Raw genomic sequence first — 18,807 nt, 5'->3', positions numbered from 1 at the left:
ATGAAAAAAATTGTATTAATTGCAGCCTTTGCCTTAGGAACTTACATGGTTTCTGCTCAGGCTCCGGAAAAAATGAGCTATCAGGCTATTATCAGAAATAATTCCGGACAACTTTTAACCAATCAAAATGTTGCCGTAAGAGTGAGTGTATTACAAGGTTCAGTAGGAGGAACAGCAGTTTACTCAGAAAGAATAACAGGAACGACTAACACTAATGGTCTTGTTAGTCTAGAAATAGGATCCGGAACAATTTTAAGCGGAACATTCAACACCATCAATTGGGGTGGAAATTCTTATTATCTCAAAACCGAAACCGATCCCGCCGGCGGAACCAATTATACTATTACAGGCACAAGTCAATTATTAAGCGTTCCTTATGCTTTATATGCAAAATCCTCCGGTGGCGGAGGCGGTCTGACATTGCCATATACGAACACTCTAACCAATGCTTCTGATCTTTTTACATTGGCTAACAATGGTGATGGTAGTTCTATTGTCGGGCAAAACTCTACCACAACATCCAGTATTTCCGCAATAAGAGGAGAAGTAACCAATACAGCTCCTGGTGGATTTTCTTCAGCAGTCAGAGGTATCAACAATGGAACCGGCGGATTAGGAATTGGAGTTTGGGGCTCACAGGCAGGTTCTGGTTGGGGCGTATATGGGGTTACACCAAGCGGGTTAGGAGTTTATGGTAATTCTTCAGCAGCAGGAACTGGAGTTTACGCCAATAGTAATTCCGGGACTGGTCTCACAGCAACCAGCGTGAACGGAAATCCTGCCAGCATTGCTGTTTTCAATAATGCTAACAACAACAATGCTTTGAATGCATCTACTGTTGGTAATGGAAATGTAATCAACGCCTCATCAACAGGCAACGGAACAGCAATACAATCCAGCAGTACTGGAGGTTCAGGAATTGATGCCGCTACTGCTGCACAAACTGCAGCGGGTGTCATTGGCCGCAATAATGGCGCGGGTGAAGCCGTTGTGGGTCTAACAAATAGTGATATTGCCGGCGCCGTTGTAGGACGGAATGACGGTGGAGGTTACGGTGTGCGAGGATTTGTTGCTACTAATACTTCTGGCAACGCAATTGGAGTTTACGGACAAGTTGGGATTAATGGTAGTACTGGTAGAGCGGGACGTTTTGAAAATACCAATACTTCTAATGATAAAAACACATTCGAAGTAGAGTCTAACAGTCTAGGAAACATTCCTGATAATACATTAGGAAATGTATCTTCTTTTCTTTCAAATAATACGAATAGTGTAAGTGCAGCTGTCAGAGGGGAAGTTAAAACCATTTTCGGAAACTTTGGTGCAGCCGGTATTTTTGGAGTATCTTCAGGAACTGGAGGATTTGGAGGATTGTTCTACGCGTCCAATACTAATGGAAATGGCAGAGCCCTCACTGCGATCACAGATGGAAACGGCGATGCTTTTCTAGCTAATGCAGGAAAAAATGGTGACGCTGTAGAAGCCAATGTTGATGGCACTGGGCGAGCTATTTATGGTTGGGTACCTTCTTTCAGTGGTGGAAAGGCGGCAGAATTTAAAAATTTCAATACATCCAATAATAATACAGTAGTTACATCAACTAATACAGGTAATGGTAATGCTGGAGACTTTATTGTAGATAATACGAATGGAACTTCTGCCGGAGTCATGGGTGTGGTTAATTCTAAATTTGCAAACTTTGGAACTGCTGGCGTATATGGTCGTGCAGACGGAACAGGAGCTACCGCAGGGTTATTTTATATTTCAAATACAACCAATCCAAGACCTGCATTAATTGCACTCACAGATGGAACCGGAGAAGGAATTATTGCCAATGCCAATGACGGAAATGCTGTTGAAGCTACCACTGATGGTTCAGGAACGGCAATTTATGGTTGGGTACCAAATTTTGGAACCGGAAAGGCAGGAAATTTTAGAAATTTTAATACATCTAACGGTAATCCTACTGTCACCATAATAAATGCAGGAACAGGAAGTGATCTCTTGGTCAATCATACCGGAGCTTCTGGGAATCTCGCCGTTTTCCAGACTTCGGGCTCAAATATGGCGCGTATCAATATGGCAGGAAGAGGTTTTTTCAACGGTGGAACACAAAATTCCGGGGCAGATGTTGCAGAAGCTTTTGATGTAGAGGGAAATATCTCTCAATATGAAGCTGGAGACATATTAGTAATTTCACAAGACTCCGACAGAACTGTCGAAAAGTCATCCCAACCATATTCTAATCTGGTGGCTGGTGTTTATGCTACAAAGCCGGGTGTCCTTTTAACTGAGGAAAGTGTCGACACCGATATTTCTGGAAAAGTTCCAATGGGTGTCATCGGAGTAATTCCTACAAAAGTTTGCTTAGAAGGAGGTACAATCAAAAGAGGAGATCTATTGGTAACCTCATCTATTGCAGGCGTTGCAATGAAAGCCGATCCGAAAAAATTACAAATCGGTCAGGTTTTGGGTAAAGCGCTTCAGGATTATGATTCGCAGTCTATCGGAAAAATCAAAGTATTAGTAAGTATTAAATAAAAATTAAGCAAAATGAAAACATTATACATCACAATTCTAATATTAGCAGGAAGCACATTAACTTTTGCACAGCAAAACAAGCAGGAGGAAAAGCAAGGCGATATACAGGAAACTTTAGGTAAATTTGCCCAGATGAATGAATCTCAAAAAGCAACGAAATCCGATTCTAATGGAAAATTAGCCTCTCAACAAGGGCTTGATCAAAAAAAACAAAATTCAAATTCTGTATCGAAAGCCACTCCCGGTAAACTGCTATCAAATACTGCCAGTACAGAAGAGATGCTTGCAAGTATACCAAACAGAAAAAAAATAATAACTAATATCTCAAAAGTAAGTAATAGCCAAGGTTTGCCAAACACAGCTACCCTGGAAGAATTCAAAAAAACAATTCCCAAAAACTAACTATATAATTGAAAGAGAAGACTTATCGAAATTTGGTAAGTCTTTTTTATTTATTTTAAAATTCATTCTGAATGTAGGAACAAAGTAATATTTTTGCAATCTAAATTGTTCCAGTGAAATTCCTCAACTATTACATCAACACTTTCAAAGGCCTTTCCAGAGAAGCATGGATGCTGTCCATTGTGATGCTCATCAACCGTTCCGGATCAATGGTATTGCCGTTTTTGGGTGTTTATATGACAGACCATTTGAAGTTTTCTTTGGAACATGCGGGAATCGTTTTAAGCTTTTATGGCATTGGTTCTGTTGCCGGATCGTGGTTGGGAGGATTTTTGACGGATAAATTCGGGGAATATTATATCCAGACCTGGAGCTTGTTTCTCAGTGCGCCTATATTCCTCATCATTCCTTTTTTTCCGAGTGTTGAGATGATGGCTGTCCTGATATTTCTTCAAAGTACAATCAGTGATACCTTCCGGCCGGCTAACTCTGTGGCGATTACCAAATACGCAAGACCTGAAAACCTTACGAAAGCTTTTTCATTGAACAGAATGGCGATCAATCTTGGATTCTCTATCGGCCCGGCTTTGGGCGGAATCCTTTCCGGGATATCCTATAATTTTCTTTTCGTTGTGAACTTCTGTGGAGCTATGATTGCAGGAATTATCTACGTTATCTTTTTCCGAAAGCGGAATAAAATCTTCCGGGAGAAAAAGAAATCTGAAACTGCTGAAGTCATTAAAGAAACAGGAAAATCCCCTTACAGGGATTATCCGTTTTTGGTTTACAGTTTTTTGTGTACTGTGTTTGCGATCTGTTTTTTCCAGTTTTTCAATACAATCCCGCTATTTTATAAAGATGTTGCCAAGCTGAGCCAGAGCACGATTGGGTTCATCCTGGGTTACAGCGGTTTCATCATCGTATTGCTGGAAATGCCTTTGGTAAGCATTGCTGAAAGGACAATGAAGATTCCGCAGATTCTGTTTGCCGGTGTTTTTCTGTCCGGATTATCTTACCTGATGATGGTATTCGGGAGTAATATCTCCTGGCTGATTGTGGCGATGACCGTTTTGTGTGTTGGAGAGATCTGGGCGCTTCCGTTTATGTCAACCGTTACGGCGCTGCGTTCGGAAGGTGGTAACAAGGGCGCCTATATGGGACTGAATGGGATTGCTTTTTCGTTTTCGTTTATCATTACACCGTTTTTGGGAACTTATGTGGTGAGCCGATTCGGATTTGACAGTTTGTGGTATGGTTCTTTTGCGGTTCTGGCTTTGTCAGCTATTCTTCTTTATATTGTTGTGAAGAAAATGCTTCCGAACAGATAATGATTGTTTAGTTTTTTTTCGTTTGGAATATCATTATTAGGTCACTCCTACAAAGCTGGGATTCTGTTGATTAGAGCGCTCCTACGGAGCTGATTCGAAGACTTTGTCAACTGTAGTTGTAAGAATATTGTTTGCAGTAACGAAAATATTGTCTACGGATGGAAGAATATTCAGTCGCAAGACAAGAATATACTTTTACATCATAATAATATTCAATCACATTGCAAAAATGTAACTTCACATCACGAGAATATCTCTTTACAATGCCAGAATATCCAGTTACAATGGAAGAATATATTATCACATCGTAAAAATATCCGGCAACATCGTGAGAATATTAAATTACGTCTTGACTTTTTAGATTTTATTTGATCGATGTGGCATTTGGTCGGATTGTGCACAGGCTGATGCGTTCTCCGTAATTAATTACTTCACAAATCAATAAAAAAACTATTTTTGTTCCACTCAAATCTGAACAATGAATCCGGGAACAGTTTTATTATTATTCGTTTTTGCCTATTTTATCGGGCTTTTGGTCATCTCTTATTTTACGAGTCGTAACTCCGACAACCAGTCTTTTTTTATCGGAAACAAGAAAAGCAAATGGTGGCTGGTGGCGTTTGGGATGATCGGGACGTCGCTTTCCGGCGTGACTTTTATTTCGGTTCCGGGAACGGTCGGGAAGTTTTTGGGAGGCGAAAATCCATACGGCGGCTTTGAATATTATATGATGGTGATCGGGTTTTTCATCGGCTACTTCATTGTTGCTGGCATTCTGCTCCCACTCTATTACCGGATGAATCTGACCTCGATCTATACCTATCTGGGGAAACGGTTCAATGTGGAGGCGCATAAAATCGGTTCTGTATTTTTCATTATTTCGAGAGCGATCGGAGCGACTGCGCGATTGTATCTGGTGGTGAATATTCTTCAGATTTTCTTACTTGAAAGTCTGGGCGTTCCGTTTTGGGTAACGGCTTTTGTACTGCTTCTGATGATTCTGCTTTACACGTTTGAAGGTGGTGTGAAGACGATTGTAATTACGGATACTTTGCAGACGTCATTTATGATTATCAGTCTTTTTGCGTGCATTGTTTATATCTTATCCAATCTTAACCTGTCTTTTGGAGAAGCTTTCACGATTCTGGAGCAGAAGCAGTACACGCATTTTATCAATACGGATATTAATTCCAAAACATTTTTCCTGAAAACGATTCTGGGCGGGATGTTCATCACGATTGCGATGACGGGTCTGGACCAGGAAATGATGCAGAAAAATATCTCTGTGGACAACCTGAAAAACTCGAAAAAGAATATGCTGACGTTTGCCGGAACGCTGCTTTTTGTGAATCTGGCGTTCCTGTTTTTAGGCGGTCTGCTTTATCTTTTTGCAATGCAGCACGGTGCAGATTACGGACAAATCTCGACGATGGTGGATGGAAAAGAAGTGGTTACGAATACTTTTGGATTCAAGGATTCTGCCGGTCAAATCAAAAATATAATGGGGGACGATCTATTTCCTGCGTTGTCTCTGAATCATTTTCCAATGGCACTTTCTGTGGTTTTCATTATTGGTTTGATTTCGGCGCTGTTTCCTTCTGCTGACGGGGCTTTGACAGCCGTTACGAGTTCTTATTGTGTGGACTTGCTAAACCTGAACGAAGACCAGCAAAAAACCGAGAAACAAAAGAAACGTTTGAGAATGAAAGTTCATTTGACTTTTACAGTGATTTTCTTTGTCTTGATAATGGTTTTCAAAGCGTTGAATGATAAGTCAATTGTTTACCTGATAATGGAAATAGCGGGTTATACTTATGGGCCGCTGTTGGGACTGTTTGCTTTCGGTATTTTGACGAAATATCAAATCACAAAGAAATATTCGATTTTGGCGGTGACGATTTTGGCGCCTGTAGTGACTTATCTGATCAATTATCTGGTAACGAATAACACGGATTACAGAATTGGTGTGGAGCTGATTATCCTGAATGGATTTTTGACGTTTGTTGGGTTATGGTTGGTGAGGTCTAATAGTAACATTGAGTTGATTTAAATTATGGCTTTTGGAAAAACAATAAAAATATTCTTAATTGATGGTGATCCCAATGGAACAATGTCCTGTGAATTATCAAATTGGACAGGTAAAGCGTACAAAATTCCCAGAATCAAAATAAAAGAATGTATTGATCGAAAGGATTTAATGTCTACAGGAATTTATCTGTTATTAGGCAAAAATGCAGATAATAAAGATCTGGTTTATATAGGTGAAGCAGAAAATGTTTTTACAAGATTAAATCAACATCTCTCAAGCAAGGATTTTTGGAATGAAGCAATCGTATTTACCAGTAAGGATGAAAACCTTAACAAGGCTCACATAAAATATTTGGAAAATAGATTACACGAAACTGCAACAAAAACTAAAAGATATATTTTAGAAAATGGCTGTATTCCTACTCAGTCTTCGATTTCTGAATCGGATCGAGCTGAAATGGAAGAATTTCTTAATTATATCTTTATTTTGGTTAACACATTGGGTCATAAAGTATTTGAAGACAAGCGTGAGCAATCTAGTTCGTCCACTGATAAGCAGTTATTATATATTTCAGCAACAAGAGGATGCGAAGCAATTGGAGAACAGACTTCGGAAGGATTTTTAGTTTTAAAAGGATCTAAAATGGCAGCTTCGCATACACCATCTTTATCTGGAACATTGAAAAATTTACGAGAGGAATTAGTAAGAAAAGGAATAATAATAGATAATGAATTTATGGAAGATTTCATATTTTCAAGTCCTTCTTACGCCGCCGCAGTGGTAATGGGCAGAAGTGCTAACGGATTAACAGAATGGAAAACTAGCGATGGAAGAATATTAAAAAGTATAGAAACTCTTTAATTATTAATTTTTAAAATACAAAGCCTAGTGAAAACCCACACAACCAATTACACCAACACCCTCATAGAAATCGCAGAAGATTCTCCGGTTTCTGCATCGGTGATTCCGGTTGTGAAAAATGATAAAAAGACGATTGCCAATTATCAATACGAAAAACTTTCCAAACATCCTTTGAAATATACTTCCGACGAATTGCTATTCGATATTTTTGTGGAAAGAAATGACATTTCGCCCTCAGAATTGGAGGAAGAAAAACAAAAGTTTTTCTCCAAAGGACAAGCTTGTTTGCGCACGTCGCCATTGGCCAAGAAAAATGGATTCGGTATTTTTCATAATGAGGATTCGAAAGTCAGGTTGATTCCTGCTGAGTCGGAGGAATATCAGCAACTGTTGAAAGATAATGCTGTGAAAAAGGTTAAGGCGATGAAGTCTAAAAGGTAATTTGTTTGGAGGGCTTCGAGAGCCTCGGCCTGACAATGCGTATTTTATTAGTTATTCATGACAAGCTCGGCCTGACATTGTATAAAGCCTTGATTCCGCTCAGCCTGGCATCGATTAAAGTTTAATATTAGAAGTGTCTTTTTTTAAAATTATCAAATGAATTACAATTTTGAAATCCATTCTAATGGCGAAATCTCGCAATTGTTCCTGAAAAATCAATGTTCAAATTTTCTTTCGGTTTCAGAGTTTATCAGAAATTTACCTTACCGAAGAAACCTCAACAAAGATAATCTTGCGACAGTTTTCATTGATGAATGTGGAACTTGCAGTACGAAACACGCCATTCTGAAAACGTTAGCAGAAGAAAATAATCAGACAGATTTTAAATTGATTCTCGGAATTTTCAAGATGAGCGGAAACAATACGCCTAAAATCAAATCGGAAGCGCATAATTATCTGAAATTCAAAAATCAGATTCTGGATTTCACAAAAAAGAATTCGTCAGAAAATGATTTTATTGACGATCTTATGGAGGAAATCGAAATCGAACCTCATCAAATCAACCAATTCAAAATCGAATTTCATAAAAATTATCTCAGTAACTGGCTTGCGAAAAATCCTCAAATCCAATATTCCCTGGAAGAATTATGGCAAGTCCGTGAACAATGTATTGAAGCCTTGAGTTAGATTCTATGAATCATCCGCAATGTATTAATCAATCTGCAAGGCACCATTATTGTTGCAGAAAAGCTTTATTATTGCTTTATGAAAAAGTTTTTCGCCCTCACATTCTTTATTATTTCAGTTCTTTTATTAAGTCAGGAAAAACGTCCGGTTCCGGATATTATGCTGACAAATTATCAATATCCTTATCCAGTTCAATTCCTTGATTTCAAAAGTCAAAATCAGGATTTGAAGATGGCGTATATGGACATCAAACCGGAAAAAGCCAATGGGAAAACGGTTATTCTGCTTCACGGCAAAAACTTCAATGGTGCTTATTGGAAAACAACGATTCAGGCATTGACCAAAGAAGGATTTCGGGTCGTTGTTCCTGACCAGATTGGATTCGGCAAATCGTCCAAACCGACGGAGTATCAATTCACTTTTCAGCAATTGGCTCAAAATACGAAAGCCGTTTTGGATGAATTGAAAATCGATAAAATCTATCTTCTCGGACATTCGATGGGCGGAATGCTGGCAACAAGATTTGCATTGATGTATCCTGAAATGGTGGAGAAATTAATCCTTGAAAACCCAATCGGTTTGGAAGATTGGAAATTGGTTGCGCCTTATACTTCTATCGATAAAAATTACGAAACCGAACTGAAAGCCGATTACGAATCCGCCAAAAAATATCAAAGTAATTTCTACTACGACAACCAATGGAAACCCGAATATGACGAATGGGTTTACCTTTTGACAGGCTGGACCAAATCACCGGATTATCCAAAAGTCGCTCTTGTGAATGCCAAAACTTCTGACATGATCTTCACGCAACCTGTGGTTTATGAATTTCAAAACCTGAATGTCCCAACTTTATTAATCATCGGAACAAGAGACCGAACAGCGATTGGAAAAGCCAATGTGAAAGATAAAAAAGTGGCTGACTCAATGGGAAGATACGACTTGTTAGGCAAAGCTACGCAACAGAAAATAAAAGGCTCCAAACTGGTGGAACTGGACAATGTAGGACATCTGCCACACATCGAGGTTTTTGACCGATTCATCCAACCTTTAAAAGAATTTTTAAAATAATGAGCGACATTTCTTTAAACTCCGAGTCTCAACTTTCCAAATTTCAGGTTCTCGGAATGGCTGTCGTTGCGGGGATTTGCGTTTCCAATATCTATTACGCACAGCCGATTCTGCATCAGATTGCAGAGACATTCAAAGTTTCCGAAAGTAAAATGGGCATTATGGTTGGTTTGGGACAGGTCGGTTATGGCGCAGGATTATTGACTTTGGTTCCGCTAGGCGATAAAGTTAATCGTAAAAAACTGATCCTGATTTTGCTGGCTATATTATTCTGTATTCTTGCAGGAATCGGAATTGTTTCCAATTATTATTTCATCTTTTTATTCAGTTTATTGCTTGGTTTGACTGCCGTTGCAGCGCAGGTTATTTTGCCAATGGCTGCCGAATTATCGGGCAATGAAAAAGGAAAAAATGTCGGGATTATTTTCACCGGAATTCTTGTCGGGATATTAATGGCAAGAGTTTTCAGCGGTTACATTGCCGAATGGAGCAATTGGAAAATGGTGTATTATATTTCGGCTGGATTCACAATTTTGTCATTAGCTTTCGTTTATTTCAAATTACCTAGTGTCAAACCAAACTTCAGTGATTCTTATTTTAAATTGATTTCATCCTCATTTTATCAGTTAAAAAGATTTCCACAACTGAGATTATTAGCGTTGATGGGTGGAATTGCATTTTCTATTTTTTGTTCATTCTGGACGACTTTGACATTTCTTTTAGTCGAAAAACCTTACCAATACAGTTCTGACACCATCGGACTTTTCGGAATGCTGGGAATTGCAGGCGCACTAGTTGCACCAATGATTGGAAAAGCGTCTGATAAAGGCGGTTCCGGCAAAACACAACTGATTGCAAGTATTATTTTGTTGGCGGGCTCAGTTATTATCTTTCTTTTTCCAAATTATTTGATATCAATTATTTTAGCTGTTATTTTTATCGATGTTGGTGTTCAATCCATTCAGGTGACAAACGTTGCATTGATTTACAGATTAGACCAAAAAGCGAATAGCCGAATCAACACCATTTATATGACTTCCTATTTTGCCGGCGGCGCTATCGGAACATTTATCGGTTTGAAGTGCTGGGAACTCGGCGGCTGGCATTATGTCGGGTTACAATTGGTCATCTTTAGTTTAATCGTATTTTTGATGAATATCTTCAAAACATTTAAATCAAAATCAAATCAATAATAAAGAATATTATGAAAATTACATTAACATTATTAACAGTATTGTTAGGCATCCAGACCGGAATAGCTCAGCAATTAAAATCCGTGCCTTATAAAGACGGAAACCAAAAACTGAATGGATTAGTAACTTCCAATACAGGAAAAAAACTTCCCGGAGTTTTGATTTTACCCGCCTGGAAAGGCATCGACAATGAAGCAAAAAATGCTGCAATCGAATTAGAAAAGCAAGGTTATATTGCGTTTGTGGCCGACATCTATGGCGAAGGAAACATTCCTTCTGACAACGCTGCAGCTGCAAAAATCGCAGGACAATACAAGCAGGATTACAAAGCTTATCAGCAAAGGATTTCTGTTGCTTTGGAAGAAATGAAAAAACAAGGTACAAATCCTGAAAGAATTGCGGTCATTGGTTATTGTTTTGGTGGAACCGGTGCTTTGGAAACTGCCAGAGCTGGGTTTCCAGTAGCTGGCGTTGTCTCTATCCACGGTGGATTGGCAAAAGCCAACGATCGAGTAAACGTCCCTATAAAAACCAAAGTTTTGGTAGAGAATCCTGCCGATGACGAAAGCGTAAAACCTGAAGATATGACCAATCTGATTGCTGAACTTAAAAACGGAAAAACGGATTTTCAAATCATCACCTACGCCAATTCAAAACACACATTCACCAGTCCGGAATCTGCGGATTATAATGAAGTAATGGCAAAACGCGCCTGGAATCACACTTTGACTTTTTTGAAAGAAATTTTGAAATAGAAATCAGATATTAGAAAGACAGCCTTTGAGCTGTCTTTTTTTATTTTTTGATCAATAAAGAAACAATGTCCTGAATTACTTTTTGCGAAACAAAATGCATAAAATCCAGCCGTTCCAAATGTGGCAGAAATAACTTAGAAGTTACTTCTTCATTTCCGATTCTAATCGTATAAAAAACCGTTCCGACATCTTTTCCATCTTCGCCTTTTGATGGGCCAGCAACGCCAGTTGTAGAAACTGCAATATTGGTTTTGAATAAATCCTGACAACCGATTGCCATTTCAGAAGCAACTTGTTCACTTACGACCGTGAATTCTTCAACCGTTTTGGGATTGACATTCAAAATGTCGATTTTCATTTGGGTGGCATAAGTCACAACACTTCCCAGAAAGTAATTAGAACTTCCGGAAACCGACGTTATCAAATGAGCTAATTCTCCGCCTGTGCAACTTTCCGCAATGGAAATTGTCAGTTGTTTATCCGCTAATAATTCGCCAAGGATTTTTTCGATTTTATCTTCCTGTGTAGCAATGATATTTTCTCCGATTAAAGGAAACAGCTTTGTGATTTCGTTTTCCAGTTCTGCATTCAGCAATTCCTGAGAAGTTCCGGAAGCTGTCAATCTCAATTTCACTCTTGTTCCAACTGGCAGGTAAGATAAGCTGATGTGTTTTGGTAAAGCAAATTCCCATTCTTCAATCGTTTCTGACAAAATACTTTCCGGGATATCAACCACAGAAACTATTCTGGTTACGATATGGTCAAGTGATAATTTTTCTTTCAGGAAAGGAATGATCTGGTCTTTAACCAAAGGTTTTACCTCGTAGGGAACACCCGGCAAACTGAAGCAATAAGTTCCATTTTTCTCCAAAACCATACAAGGTGCCGTTCCGAAATAGTTGAGAAAAATCTTTGCTTTGAACAAAACCATTGCCTGGTCTTTGTTATGTTCCAGAATCCAGAGCCGTTTTCTTTTTTCGAGGTAAACCCTTAGATGTTCATATATTTCGTCAGAGAAAATCATTTCATCTTCGAAGAAATTGGCGTAAGCTTTTTTGGTAATATCGTCTTTCGTTGGTCCCAATCCGCCGGTTGTAAAAACCACGTCAGCCATTTCAAAAGCCATTCCTAAAGTGGAAATAATCGCCTGCTCCTCGTCCGGAATTGTAAAAATAGAAAGCACTTTTATTCCAATTTCTTTGAGCTGCGTTGCAATAAAATTGGAGTTGGTATCAACGGTATTTCCCGATAGGATTTCGTCGCCGATAGTAATCAGAACTGCTGTTTTCATAGAGACAAATCTCGGAAATAATTCTATTACTTAAGTCAAAATAAAAAGTTTTTGTTAAACCACAAAAGTAACAAAAGCTTTTGTCAACCTTTACTTTCTTTTGTTTCTTTTGTGGTTAAGAATTAATTATCTTTGGTTAAAATTGGGAAATGAAATCGTCTTTCTGGAACAACTACAGCAACATTATTCTGCTTCTCATCGGGATTTTCATCGGGAGTCTTGTTGGGATTTTCGCTCCTGGCTTCGTGACTTATCTGAAACCTATTGGCGACATTTTCTTGAATTTGCTATTCGTAACGGTAATTCCATTGGTGTTTTTTGCGATTGTTTCAGCCATTTCCGGCATCGAACAACAAAATCAACTGGGCAAAATCATCGGAACAATGGCTTTGACTTTTTTAAGTTTCATTTTGATTTCGGCCACGTTTTGTATCATAATGGTCTATTTTTTTCCAACCGAAACTCCGAAAAACATCAGCGAAACTATATCAGAAAATCTCCAGAATAATGCCAATATCAATGACCAGATTGTAGGATTCTTCACTGTCAGTGAGTTTTATCATTTGTTCTCGAGACAGAATATGTTAGCATTGCTGGTATTTTCGTTTTTAGTAGGAATATCCATCAGAAAGTCGGGAGAAAAAGGAAAACTATTCCAAAACTTCATCCTTTCTGGCAACGAAGTAATGAAACAGCTTTTGTTATTGATAATGAAAGTCGCTCCAATTGGATTAGGTGCTTATTTCGCTTATCAAGTAGGAACCATCGGACCTCAGCTTTTCGGATTTTATGCCAAACCTTTAGGGTTATATTACATCGCCGGAACTATTTACTTCATCGTATTTTTTAGTCTTTATGCTTTTATTTGGAAATCAGGAAATGGCGTAAAAGCTTTTTGGAAAGAAAGTCTTTTACCAACTGCAACTGCTATCAGTACGTGTAGCAGTCTGGCGACAATGCCTGTTGCGATTGAGGCTGCCAAAAGAATGGGCGTTCCTGCTTCAATCGCCAACGTTGTAATTCCCATTGGAACTACGATTCATAAAAACGGTTCGTCGATTTCTTCGATTATCAAGATTTATGTTGCTTTCCAATTACTTGGCTGGAACTTCTTCGAACCAATGAATCTCATAATGGCTCTCGGAATCACAGTTTTCGTAAGCGCCGTCGCCGGCGGAATCCCAAATGGCGGCTATATTGGCGAGATGCTAATGATCTCGGTTTACAAAATCCCGCCCGATGTTGTCCCCGCAGTTATTATTATCGGAACTTTGGTAGACCCACCAGCAACTGTTCTCAACTCGGTTGGTAATATTCTTGCAAGTATGATTGTTTCCAAATTTGTTAAAACGGAAGTTGTTTAAATATTTTTAGGACCTTTATCCCACTGTCCACTATATCTTTTTTGTTTTCACAACATTTGTCAATCCGATAGAAATGAGAATCAGAAAACAAAAAAAGGATGCCGCTTCCATCGGGGCTAGTTGGCAATTCGTCGTTTATTCACTTCGCTTCACAGGCTCCAGATTTTCCAGTTCTTCCGGCGTAAACAATCGATAATGAACTTTGAAGGTTTTGCCCAAAGGCGTTTCCAAAGAAAATCCGCCAGGTCCCCATCCGTCCAGAACATCCAGAGTGAAATGAGAATATTTCCAATATTCGAAGAGGTCGCGATCTATCCAGAACTCGTGTCCATTGATGGTTCCAATCATGGCGTCATTCATTCTTGGGAAATAACCACCTTTCTCGAAACATTGCGGCTGTGTCCCTTCGCAACAGCCACCGGCCTGATAGAACATCAGCTCCCCGTGTTTTTTTTCCAGTTCCCAAATCACTTCCAAAGCTTTTTCGGTTACGGAAAGTCTTGCGATTTTATCTTTGGTTTCCATATTTTTTTTAAATTATTATTCTAAACGCAAAGGCGCAATTTTAATTTGTCTATTAAATTGTTTCAAGCCGCAAAAATCGAAGATTCATTATACCATTCGAATACTTTGCGACTTAAAAGCATCAATAAATTAACCATTTTGCGCCTCTGCGATTATAAAAATATTCCTTATTAAATTTAATTAAAAACCCGACAAACAAAATCTGCCGGGCTCAAAAACACAAATAACAATAAATTAATTTTGTCCAGCGATGTCCAGAACGATACGCCCGTCGATTTGTCCTGCCTTCATCTTGTCAAAAACATCATTGATATCTTCCAATTTTGCAGAAGTAACGGTAGCTTTTACCAAACCTTCGTTGGCAAAATCAAGCGCTTCCTGAAGATCTTTTCTGGTTCCAACAATAGAACCTCTCACCGTAATTCTCTTAAGAACGGTTTCGAAAATCGGGAGTTCAAAAGAGCCTGGCGGCAATCCATTGAGTGCAATAGTCCCTTTTCTTCTTAGAACATCTATCCCCTGCTTAAAAGCAATTGGAGAAACAGCGGTAATCAAGGCACCGTGCATCCCTCCGACTTCTTTGTGAAGATAAGTTCCAGGATCAGTTTCTTTTGCATTCACAACCAAGTCTGCGCCTAGTTTTTTCGCCAGTTCCAATTTATCATTTGCAACATCGATTGCTGCAACATGCATTCCCATTGCTTTTGCATACTGTACAGCAACGTGTCCTAATCCACCAATTCCGGAAATGGCAACCCATTCACCTGGTTTTGTTTCGGTTTCTTTAAGACCTTTATAGACAGTTACACCAGCGCAAAGAATAGGCGCGATTTCCAGAAAGTTCACATTATCTTTCAAATGTCCCACATATCTGGAATCTGCAATCACATATTCTGCAAATCCGCCATCTACGCTATAACCTCCGTTTTGCTGAGCTTCACACAATGTTTCCCAACCCGTGATACAGTAATCGCAGCATCCACAAGCCGAATACAACCAAGGAACGCCAACTGCATCGCCCTCTTTCACCATCGCTTCCGGACCGCAGGCTACCACAATACCTACACCCTCATGTCCAGGGATCAAGGGCATCTTTGGTTTTGCAGGCCAGTCACCGTCCACAGCGTGTAAGTCTGTATGGCAGACACCACAGGCCATTACTTTTACTAATACTTCATAACGTCCGGGCTCTCTTACCGGAACTTCCATAATTTTCAATGGCTGTCCGTAACCTTGTACAACGGCCGCTTTCATTGTTTTTGGAATCATAATTTACTTTTTAAATGGTTAATTATTGTTGTTTTTATTGTTATTTGATGTTCCAAATTTCTATTCAATGTGTCATTTGCGTGAGGGATTGTAAGGGTCTCGCCGCAGGCGAGAGTGCGGAGCGCAGCGGAGCACCGGATCCGCCAGAGGCGGAGGAGCCCTGGAAAGCCCGACCGCCGCCCTGGACTTAGCCAAGGCAAGCGGGCACGCCCTTAAAAAACACAACTATTTTTATAGTTTCTCGCTGATTAGGCAAATCAAGCTGATTTAATAACTTATAATATGATAATCTGTAAAATCAACGAGAAAAATAATTTTAATCGGTTAGAAGAATCCTAATTTGTTTTTGTTGTAGGATATCAACATATTTTTGGTTTGACGGTAGTGGTCGAGCATCATTTTGTGATTTTCTCTTCCAACGCCTGATTGCTTGTAACCTCCAAAAGGAGCGCCAGCAGGATAGGCGTGATACTGATTGACCCAAACTCTACCCGCTTGCACGTGACGAGGAATCTGATACAACTGATGCGCATCTCTAGTCCAAACGCCGGCTCCAAGACCATAAATAGTATCATTGGCAATCTCTAAAGCTTCCGCTTCATCTTTGAAAGTCGTGAACGCCAACACCGGGCCAAAAATCTCTTCCTGGAAGATTCTCATCCTGTTGTTGCCTTTGAAAATGGTTGGCTTGATGTAGTAACCGCCTTCCAATCCTTCGATGTGATTGGCTTCTCCACCAGTCAACACTTCTGCTCCTTCTTCTTTACCGAGTTTCAAATAACCTTCGATTTTATCTTTCTGGATTTTAGAAGCCTGCGCACCCATCATCACGGTTTTATCTAAAGGATTTCCGACTTTGATGGCTTCGGTTCTTTCGATTACTTTTGCGATGAAAGCATCTGCGATATCTTCCTGAACCAATAATCTTGACGGACAAGTACAAATCTCGCCTTGATTCAATGCAAAAAGAACTGCACCTTCGATGGCTTTATCCAAGAATTCGTCATCTGCATCCATCACTGAATTGAAGAAAATATTAGGCGATTTTCCTCCCAATTCCAACGTCACAGGAATGATATTTTCTGTTGCATATTGCATTACCAGACGTCCAGTTGCTGTAGAACCAGTGAAAGCGGCTTTGTTTACCTTTGGATTGGTTACCAAAGCTCTTCCTAATTCTGCGCCGAAACCATTCACGATGTTTACAACTCCTGCCGGAAGCAAATCTCCAATCAATTCCATCAAAACCATAATAGAAATTGGTGTACTTTCTGCTGGTTTCAGAACGACACAGTTACCTGCAGCCAAAGCCGGAGCTAACTTCCAAACAGCCATCAGGATTGGAAAATTCCAAGGGATGATTTGCGCAATGACGCCAAGCGGTTCGTGAACGATTAATGAAACGGTGTCCTTATCCAATTCATTATGTGAACCTTCTTCCGCTCTGATAACCGAAGCAAAATATCTGAAATGGTCAATCGCTAAAGGAATATCCGCAGCCAGAGTTTCTCTTACCGCTTTTCCATTATCGATCGTTTCGACTGTTGCGATGTATTCGAGATTTTCCTCGATCCTATCGGCGATTTTGTTTAGAATAATACTTCTTTCTGTTGGAGATGTGTCTTTCCAAGTTTTGAAAGCTTCTGTTGCGGCATTTACAGCATTTTCCAAATCTTCTTTGTTAGAATGGGCCGCCTGTGTAAATACTTTTCCATTAATGGGAGAAACGACATCAAAATATTGCCCGCTTGCGGATGCAACAAATTTTCCGTCAATGTAATTATCGTACTTTGTTTTAAACTCTGGCCAGGCTAAAGTAGTCGAATTTTGTTTTTCTACTGTTGTACTCATAATATCTGTTTTTTTAATTAATAATCAGTTAACGTTTGATTAAGACTAAGTTAACCTGATATTAAACAAACAGACTAGCACAATTCTCCAAAAAAATAGGATAATTCTCTATTTATAATTCTTTATAGTTTGTTATGAAAAATTTATATCAATCGTATTTTAAATTTTGTTATATTTGAAAGACAAGATGTTATAAAAATCTTGAGCAATGCATCCTAATCATTTTCATCTTAACAAACCTGATCTGACACAGGAACATCAACTGAGCACATTGGTAGAAAACCAGACCAAGTTCAGTTTAAATAATTGTGAATTCAGTATCTATGAGACACATCAAAGTGCATATGATGTAAAACTGCACTTTGAGCATTTGGCGTTTACAGGGATGTTGAGAGGAAAGAAATGGATGAAGCTTCAAGATAAGACCAGCTATTTTGAATATCTTCCCGGTGAAAGTGTTTTGGTTGCTCCTGGAGAAACCATGATTATTGATTTTCCGGACGCTGACAAAGATGTTTCACAATGTATTTCTTTGACCCTGAACCCGGAATTTGTGCAGGAATCGCTTGACTTATTGAACTTCAATTCAAAAAAAGTGGACGACGCTTCTCAATGGAATATTTCCCTGGATGAATTTTACCTGCTTAACAGCAAAGCTTTAGCTTCTGCAACCAATAATATTATGAGGATTGCAATGGATGACAATTCTTATAAAGATGTTATTGCAGATTTTGCTTTGAAGGAACTTTTGATCAGGCTGATGCAAACACAGGCAAGAAACCTGGTTGAGAAAAACACCCTGAAAAATAAATCGAGAATAGGTTTTGTTGCAGATTATATCAAGAAAAATCTGCATCAAAAATTATCCATCGATACCATTGCGAAAATGGCTTATGTGAGTAAATCTAACTTTTTCAAGATGTTTAAAGAAGAATTAGGACTCTCTCCAAACGAATATATCACCCAGGAGAGAATTAAGAAAGCAAAAGAATTGTTGATCCAGAATAATTCTGTAAGTGAAACCGCTTTTAGCACAGGTTTTTCTGACACCAACTACTTTATCCGGGTTTTTAAACAAATGGAAGGTGTTACTCCTAAAATCTTTCAGACCAAGAAGTTATTTTAAATTGAATATAATAGTTAGTTATAGATATTTTCAAAAAGAAGACGAGCAGATTGATATTTGCTCGTCTTCGATT

At 39.0% G+C, this 18,807-nt stretch carries 16 protein-coding genes; 12 read left to right on the top strand and 4 right to left on the bottom strand.

Annotated elements, in window-relative coordinates; genetic code table 11:
- From QOL71_RS07980 to QOL71_RS07935, 10 genes are all read left to right on the top strand, one after another.
- Positions 1-2,541, top strand: coding sequence for a beta strand repeat-containing protein (locus QOL71_RS07980; protein ID WP_283416403.1), 2,541 nt, complete (start codon positions 1-3; stop codon positions 2,539-2,541).
- A gap of 12 nt (positions 2,542-2,553) precedes the next feature.
- On the top strand, positions 2,554-2,943 hold the full coding sequence (locus QOL71_RS07975) for a hypothetical protein (RefSeq protein WP_283416402.1): 390 nt from the start codon (positions 2,554-2,556) through the stop codon (positions 2,941-2,943).
- Between the two features lie 170 nt (positions 2,944-3,113).
- Positions 3,114-4,271 (top strand): MFS transporter, encoded by a 1,158-nt coding sequence (locus tag QOL71_RS07970; RefSeq protein ID WP_283416479.1) that lies wholly within the window; start codon positions 3,114-3,116, stop codon positions 4,269-4,271.
- Positions 4,272-4,749: 478 nt separating this feature from the next.
- Positions 4,750-6,321, top strand: coding sequence for a sodium:solute symporter (locus QOL71_RS07965; protein WP_283416401.1), 1,572 nt, complete (start codon positions 4,750-4,752; stop codon positions 6,319-6,321).
- Between the two features lie 3 nt (positions 6,322-6,324).
- Positions 6,325-7,161, top strand: a complete 837-nt coding sequence (locus QOL71_RS07960) for a GIY-YIG nuclease family protein (protein WP_283416400.1) — start codon at positions 6,325-6,327, stop codon at positions 7,159-7,161.
- A gap of 27 nt (positions 7,162-7,188) precedes the next feature.
- On the top strand, positions 7,189-7,602 hold the full coding sequence (locus tag QOL71_RS07955; RefSeq protein WP_283416399.1) for a DUF6157 family protein: 414 nt from the start codon (positions 7,189-7,191) through the stop codon (positions 7,600-7,602).
- A gap of 156 nt (positions 7,603-7,758) precedes the next feature.
- Positions 7,759-8,289 carry a hypothetical protein gene (locus QOL71_RS07950; protein ID WP_283416398.1) on the top strand — a complete coding sequence of 177 codons (531 nt, stop codon included), beginning with the start codon at positions 7,759-7,761 and terminating at the stop codon, positions 8,287-8,289.
- A gap of 78 nt (positions 8,290-8,367) precedes the next feature.
- On the top strand, positions 8,368-9,360 hold the full coding sequence (locus QOL71_RS07945) for an alpha/beta fold hydrolase (RefSeq protein WP_283416397.1): 993 nt from the start codon (positions 8,368-8,370) through the stop codon (positions 9,358-9,360).
- Positions 9,360-10,553, top strand: coding sequence for an MFS transporter (locus tag QOL71_RS07940; RefSeq protein WP_283416396.1), 1,194 nt, complete (start codon positions 9,360-9,362; stop codon positions 10,551-10,553). Before QOL71_RS07945 ends, QOL71_RS07940 begins: the two co-directional genes overlap by 1 nt.
- 11 nt (positions 10,554-10,564) lie before the next feature.
- Entirely contained in the window at positions 10,565-11,308 is a 744-nt protein-coding gene (locus tag QOL71_RS07935; RefSeq protein ID WP_283416395.1) for a dienelactone hydrolase family protein, read from the top strand.
- Positions 11,309-11,348: 40 nt separating this feature from the next.
- Here the strand turns inward: QOL71_RS07935 and QOL71_RS07930 are convergent, their stop codons facing one another.
- Entirely contained in the window at positions 11,349-12,599 is a 1,251-nt protein-coding gene (locus QOL71_RS07930; RefSeq protein WP_283416394.1) for a CinA family nicotinamide mononucleotide deamidase-related protein, read from the bottom strand.
- Positions 12,600-12,748: 149 nt separating this feature from the next.
- Between QOL71_RS07930 and QOL71_RS07925 the strand changes: the two genes are divergently transcribed.
- Positions 12,749-13,963, top strand: coding sequence for a dicarboxylate/amino acid:cation symporter (locus QOL71_RS07925; RefSeq protein WP_283416393.1), 1,215 nt, complete (start codon positions 12,749-12,751; stop codon positions 13,961-13,963).
- A gap of 135 nt (positions 13,964-14,098) precedes the next feature.
- Here the strand turns inward: QOL71_RS07925 and QOL71_RS07920 are convergent, their stop codons facing one another.
- The 3 genes from QOL71_RS07920 to QOL71_RS07910 form a co-directional block, all read right to left on the bottom strand.
- Complete coding sequence (locus QOL71_RS07920) at positions 14,099-14,488, bottom strand: DUF779 domain-containing protein (RefSeq protein ID WP_283416392.1); 390 nt, start codon at positions 14,486-14,488, stop codon at positions 14,099-14,101.
- 234 nt (positions 14,489-14,722) lie between these two features.
- Entirely contained in the window at positions 14,723-15,757 is a 1,035-nt protein-coding gene (gene adhP / locus QOL71_RS07915) for an alcohol dehydrogenase AdhP (protein ID WP_283416391.1), read from the bottom strand.
- A 324-nt stretch (positions 15,758-16,081) separates the two neighbouring features.
- The gene (locus QOL71_RS07910) at positions 16,082-17,608 is read right to left on the bottom strand and encodes an aldehyde dehydrogenase family protein (protein ID WP_283416390.1); all 1,527 of its coding nucleotides are present in this window, start codon (positions 17,606-17,608) and stop codon (positions 16,082-16,084) included.
- A gap of 208 nt (positions 17,609-17,816) precedes the next feature.
- Between QOL71_RS07910 and QOL71_RS07905 the strand changes: the two genes are divergently transcribed.
- Positions 17,817-18,734: a helix-turn-helix domain-containing protein gene (locus QOL71_RS07905; RefSeq protein WP_283416389.1), complete on the top strand. Its 918-nt coding sequence runs from the start codon at positions 17,817-17,819 to the stop codon at positions 18,732-18,734.
- The last annotated feature ends 73 nt before the right edge of the window (positions 18,735-18,807 follow it).

Origin of the sequence: Epilithonimonas pallida (genome assembly GCF_900182975.1) — a bacterium.
GTDB lineage: Bacteria > Bacteroidota > Bacteroidia > Flavobacteriales > Weeksellaceae > Epilithonimonas > Epilithonimonas pallida.
This window is presented reverse-complemented; position numbering and strand designations above follow the sequence as displayed.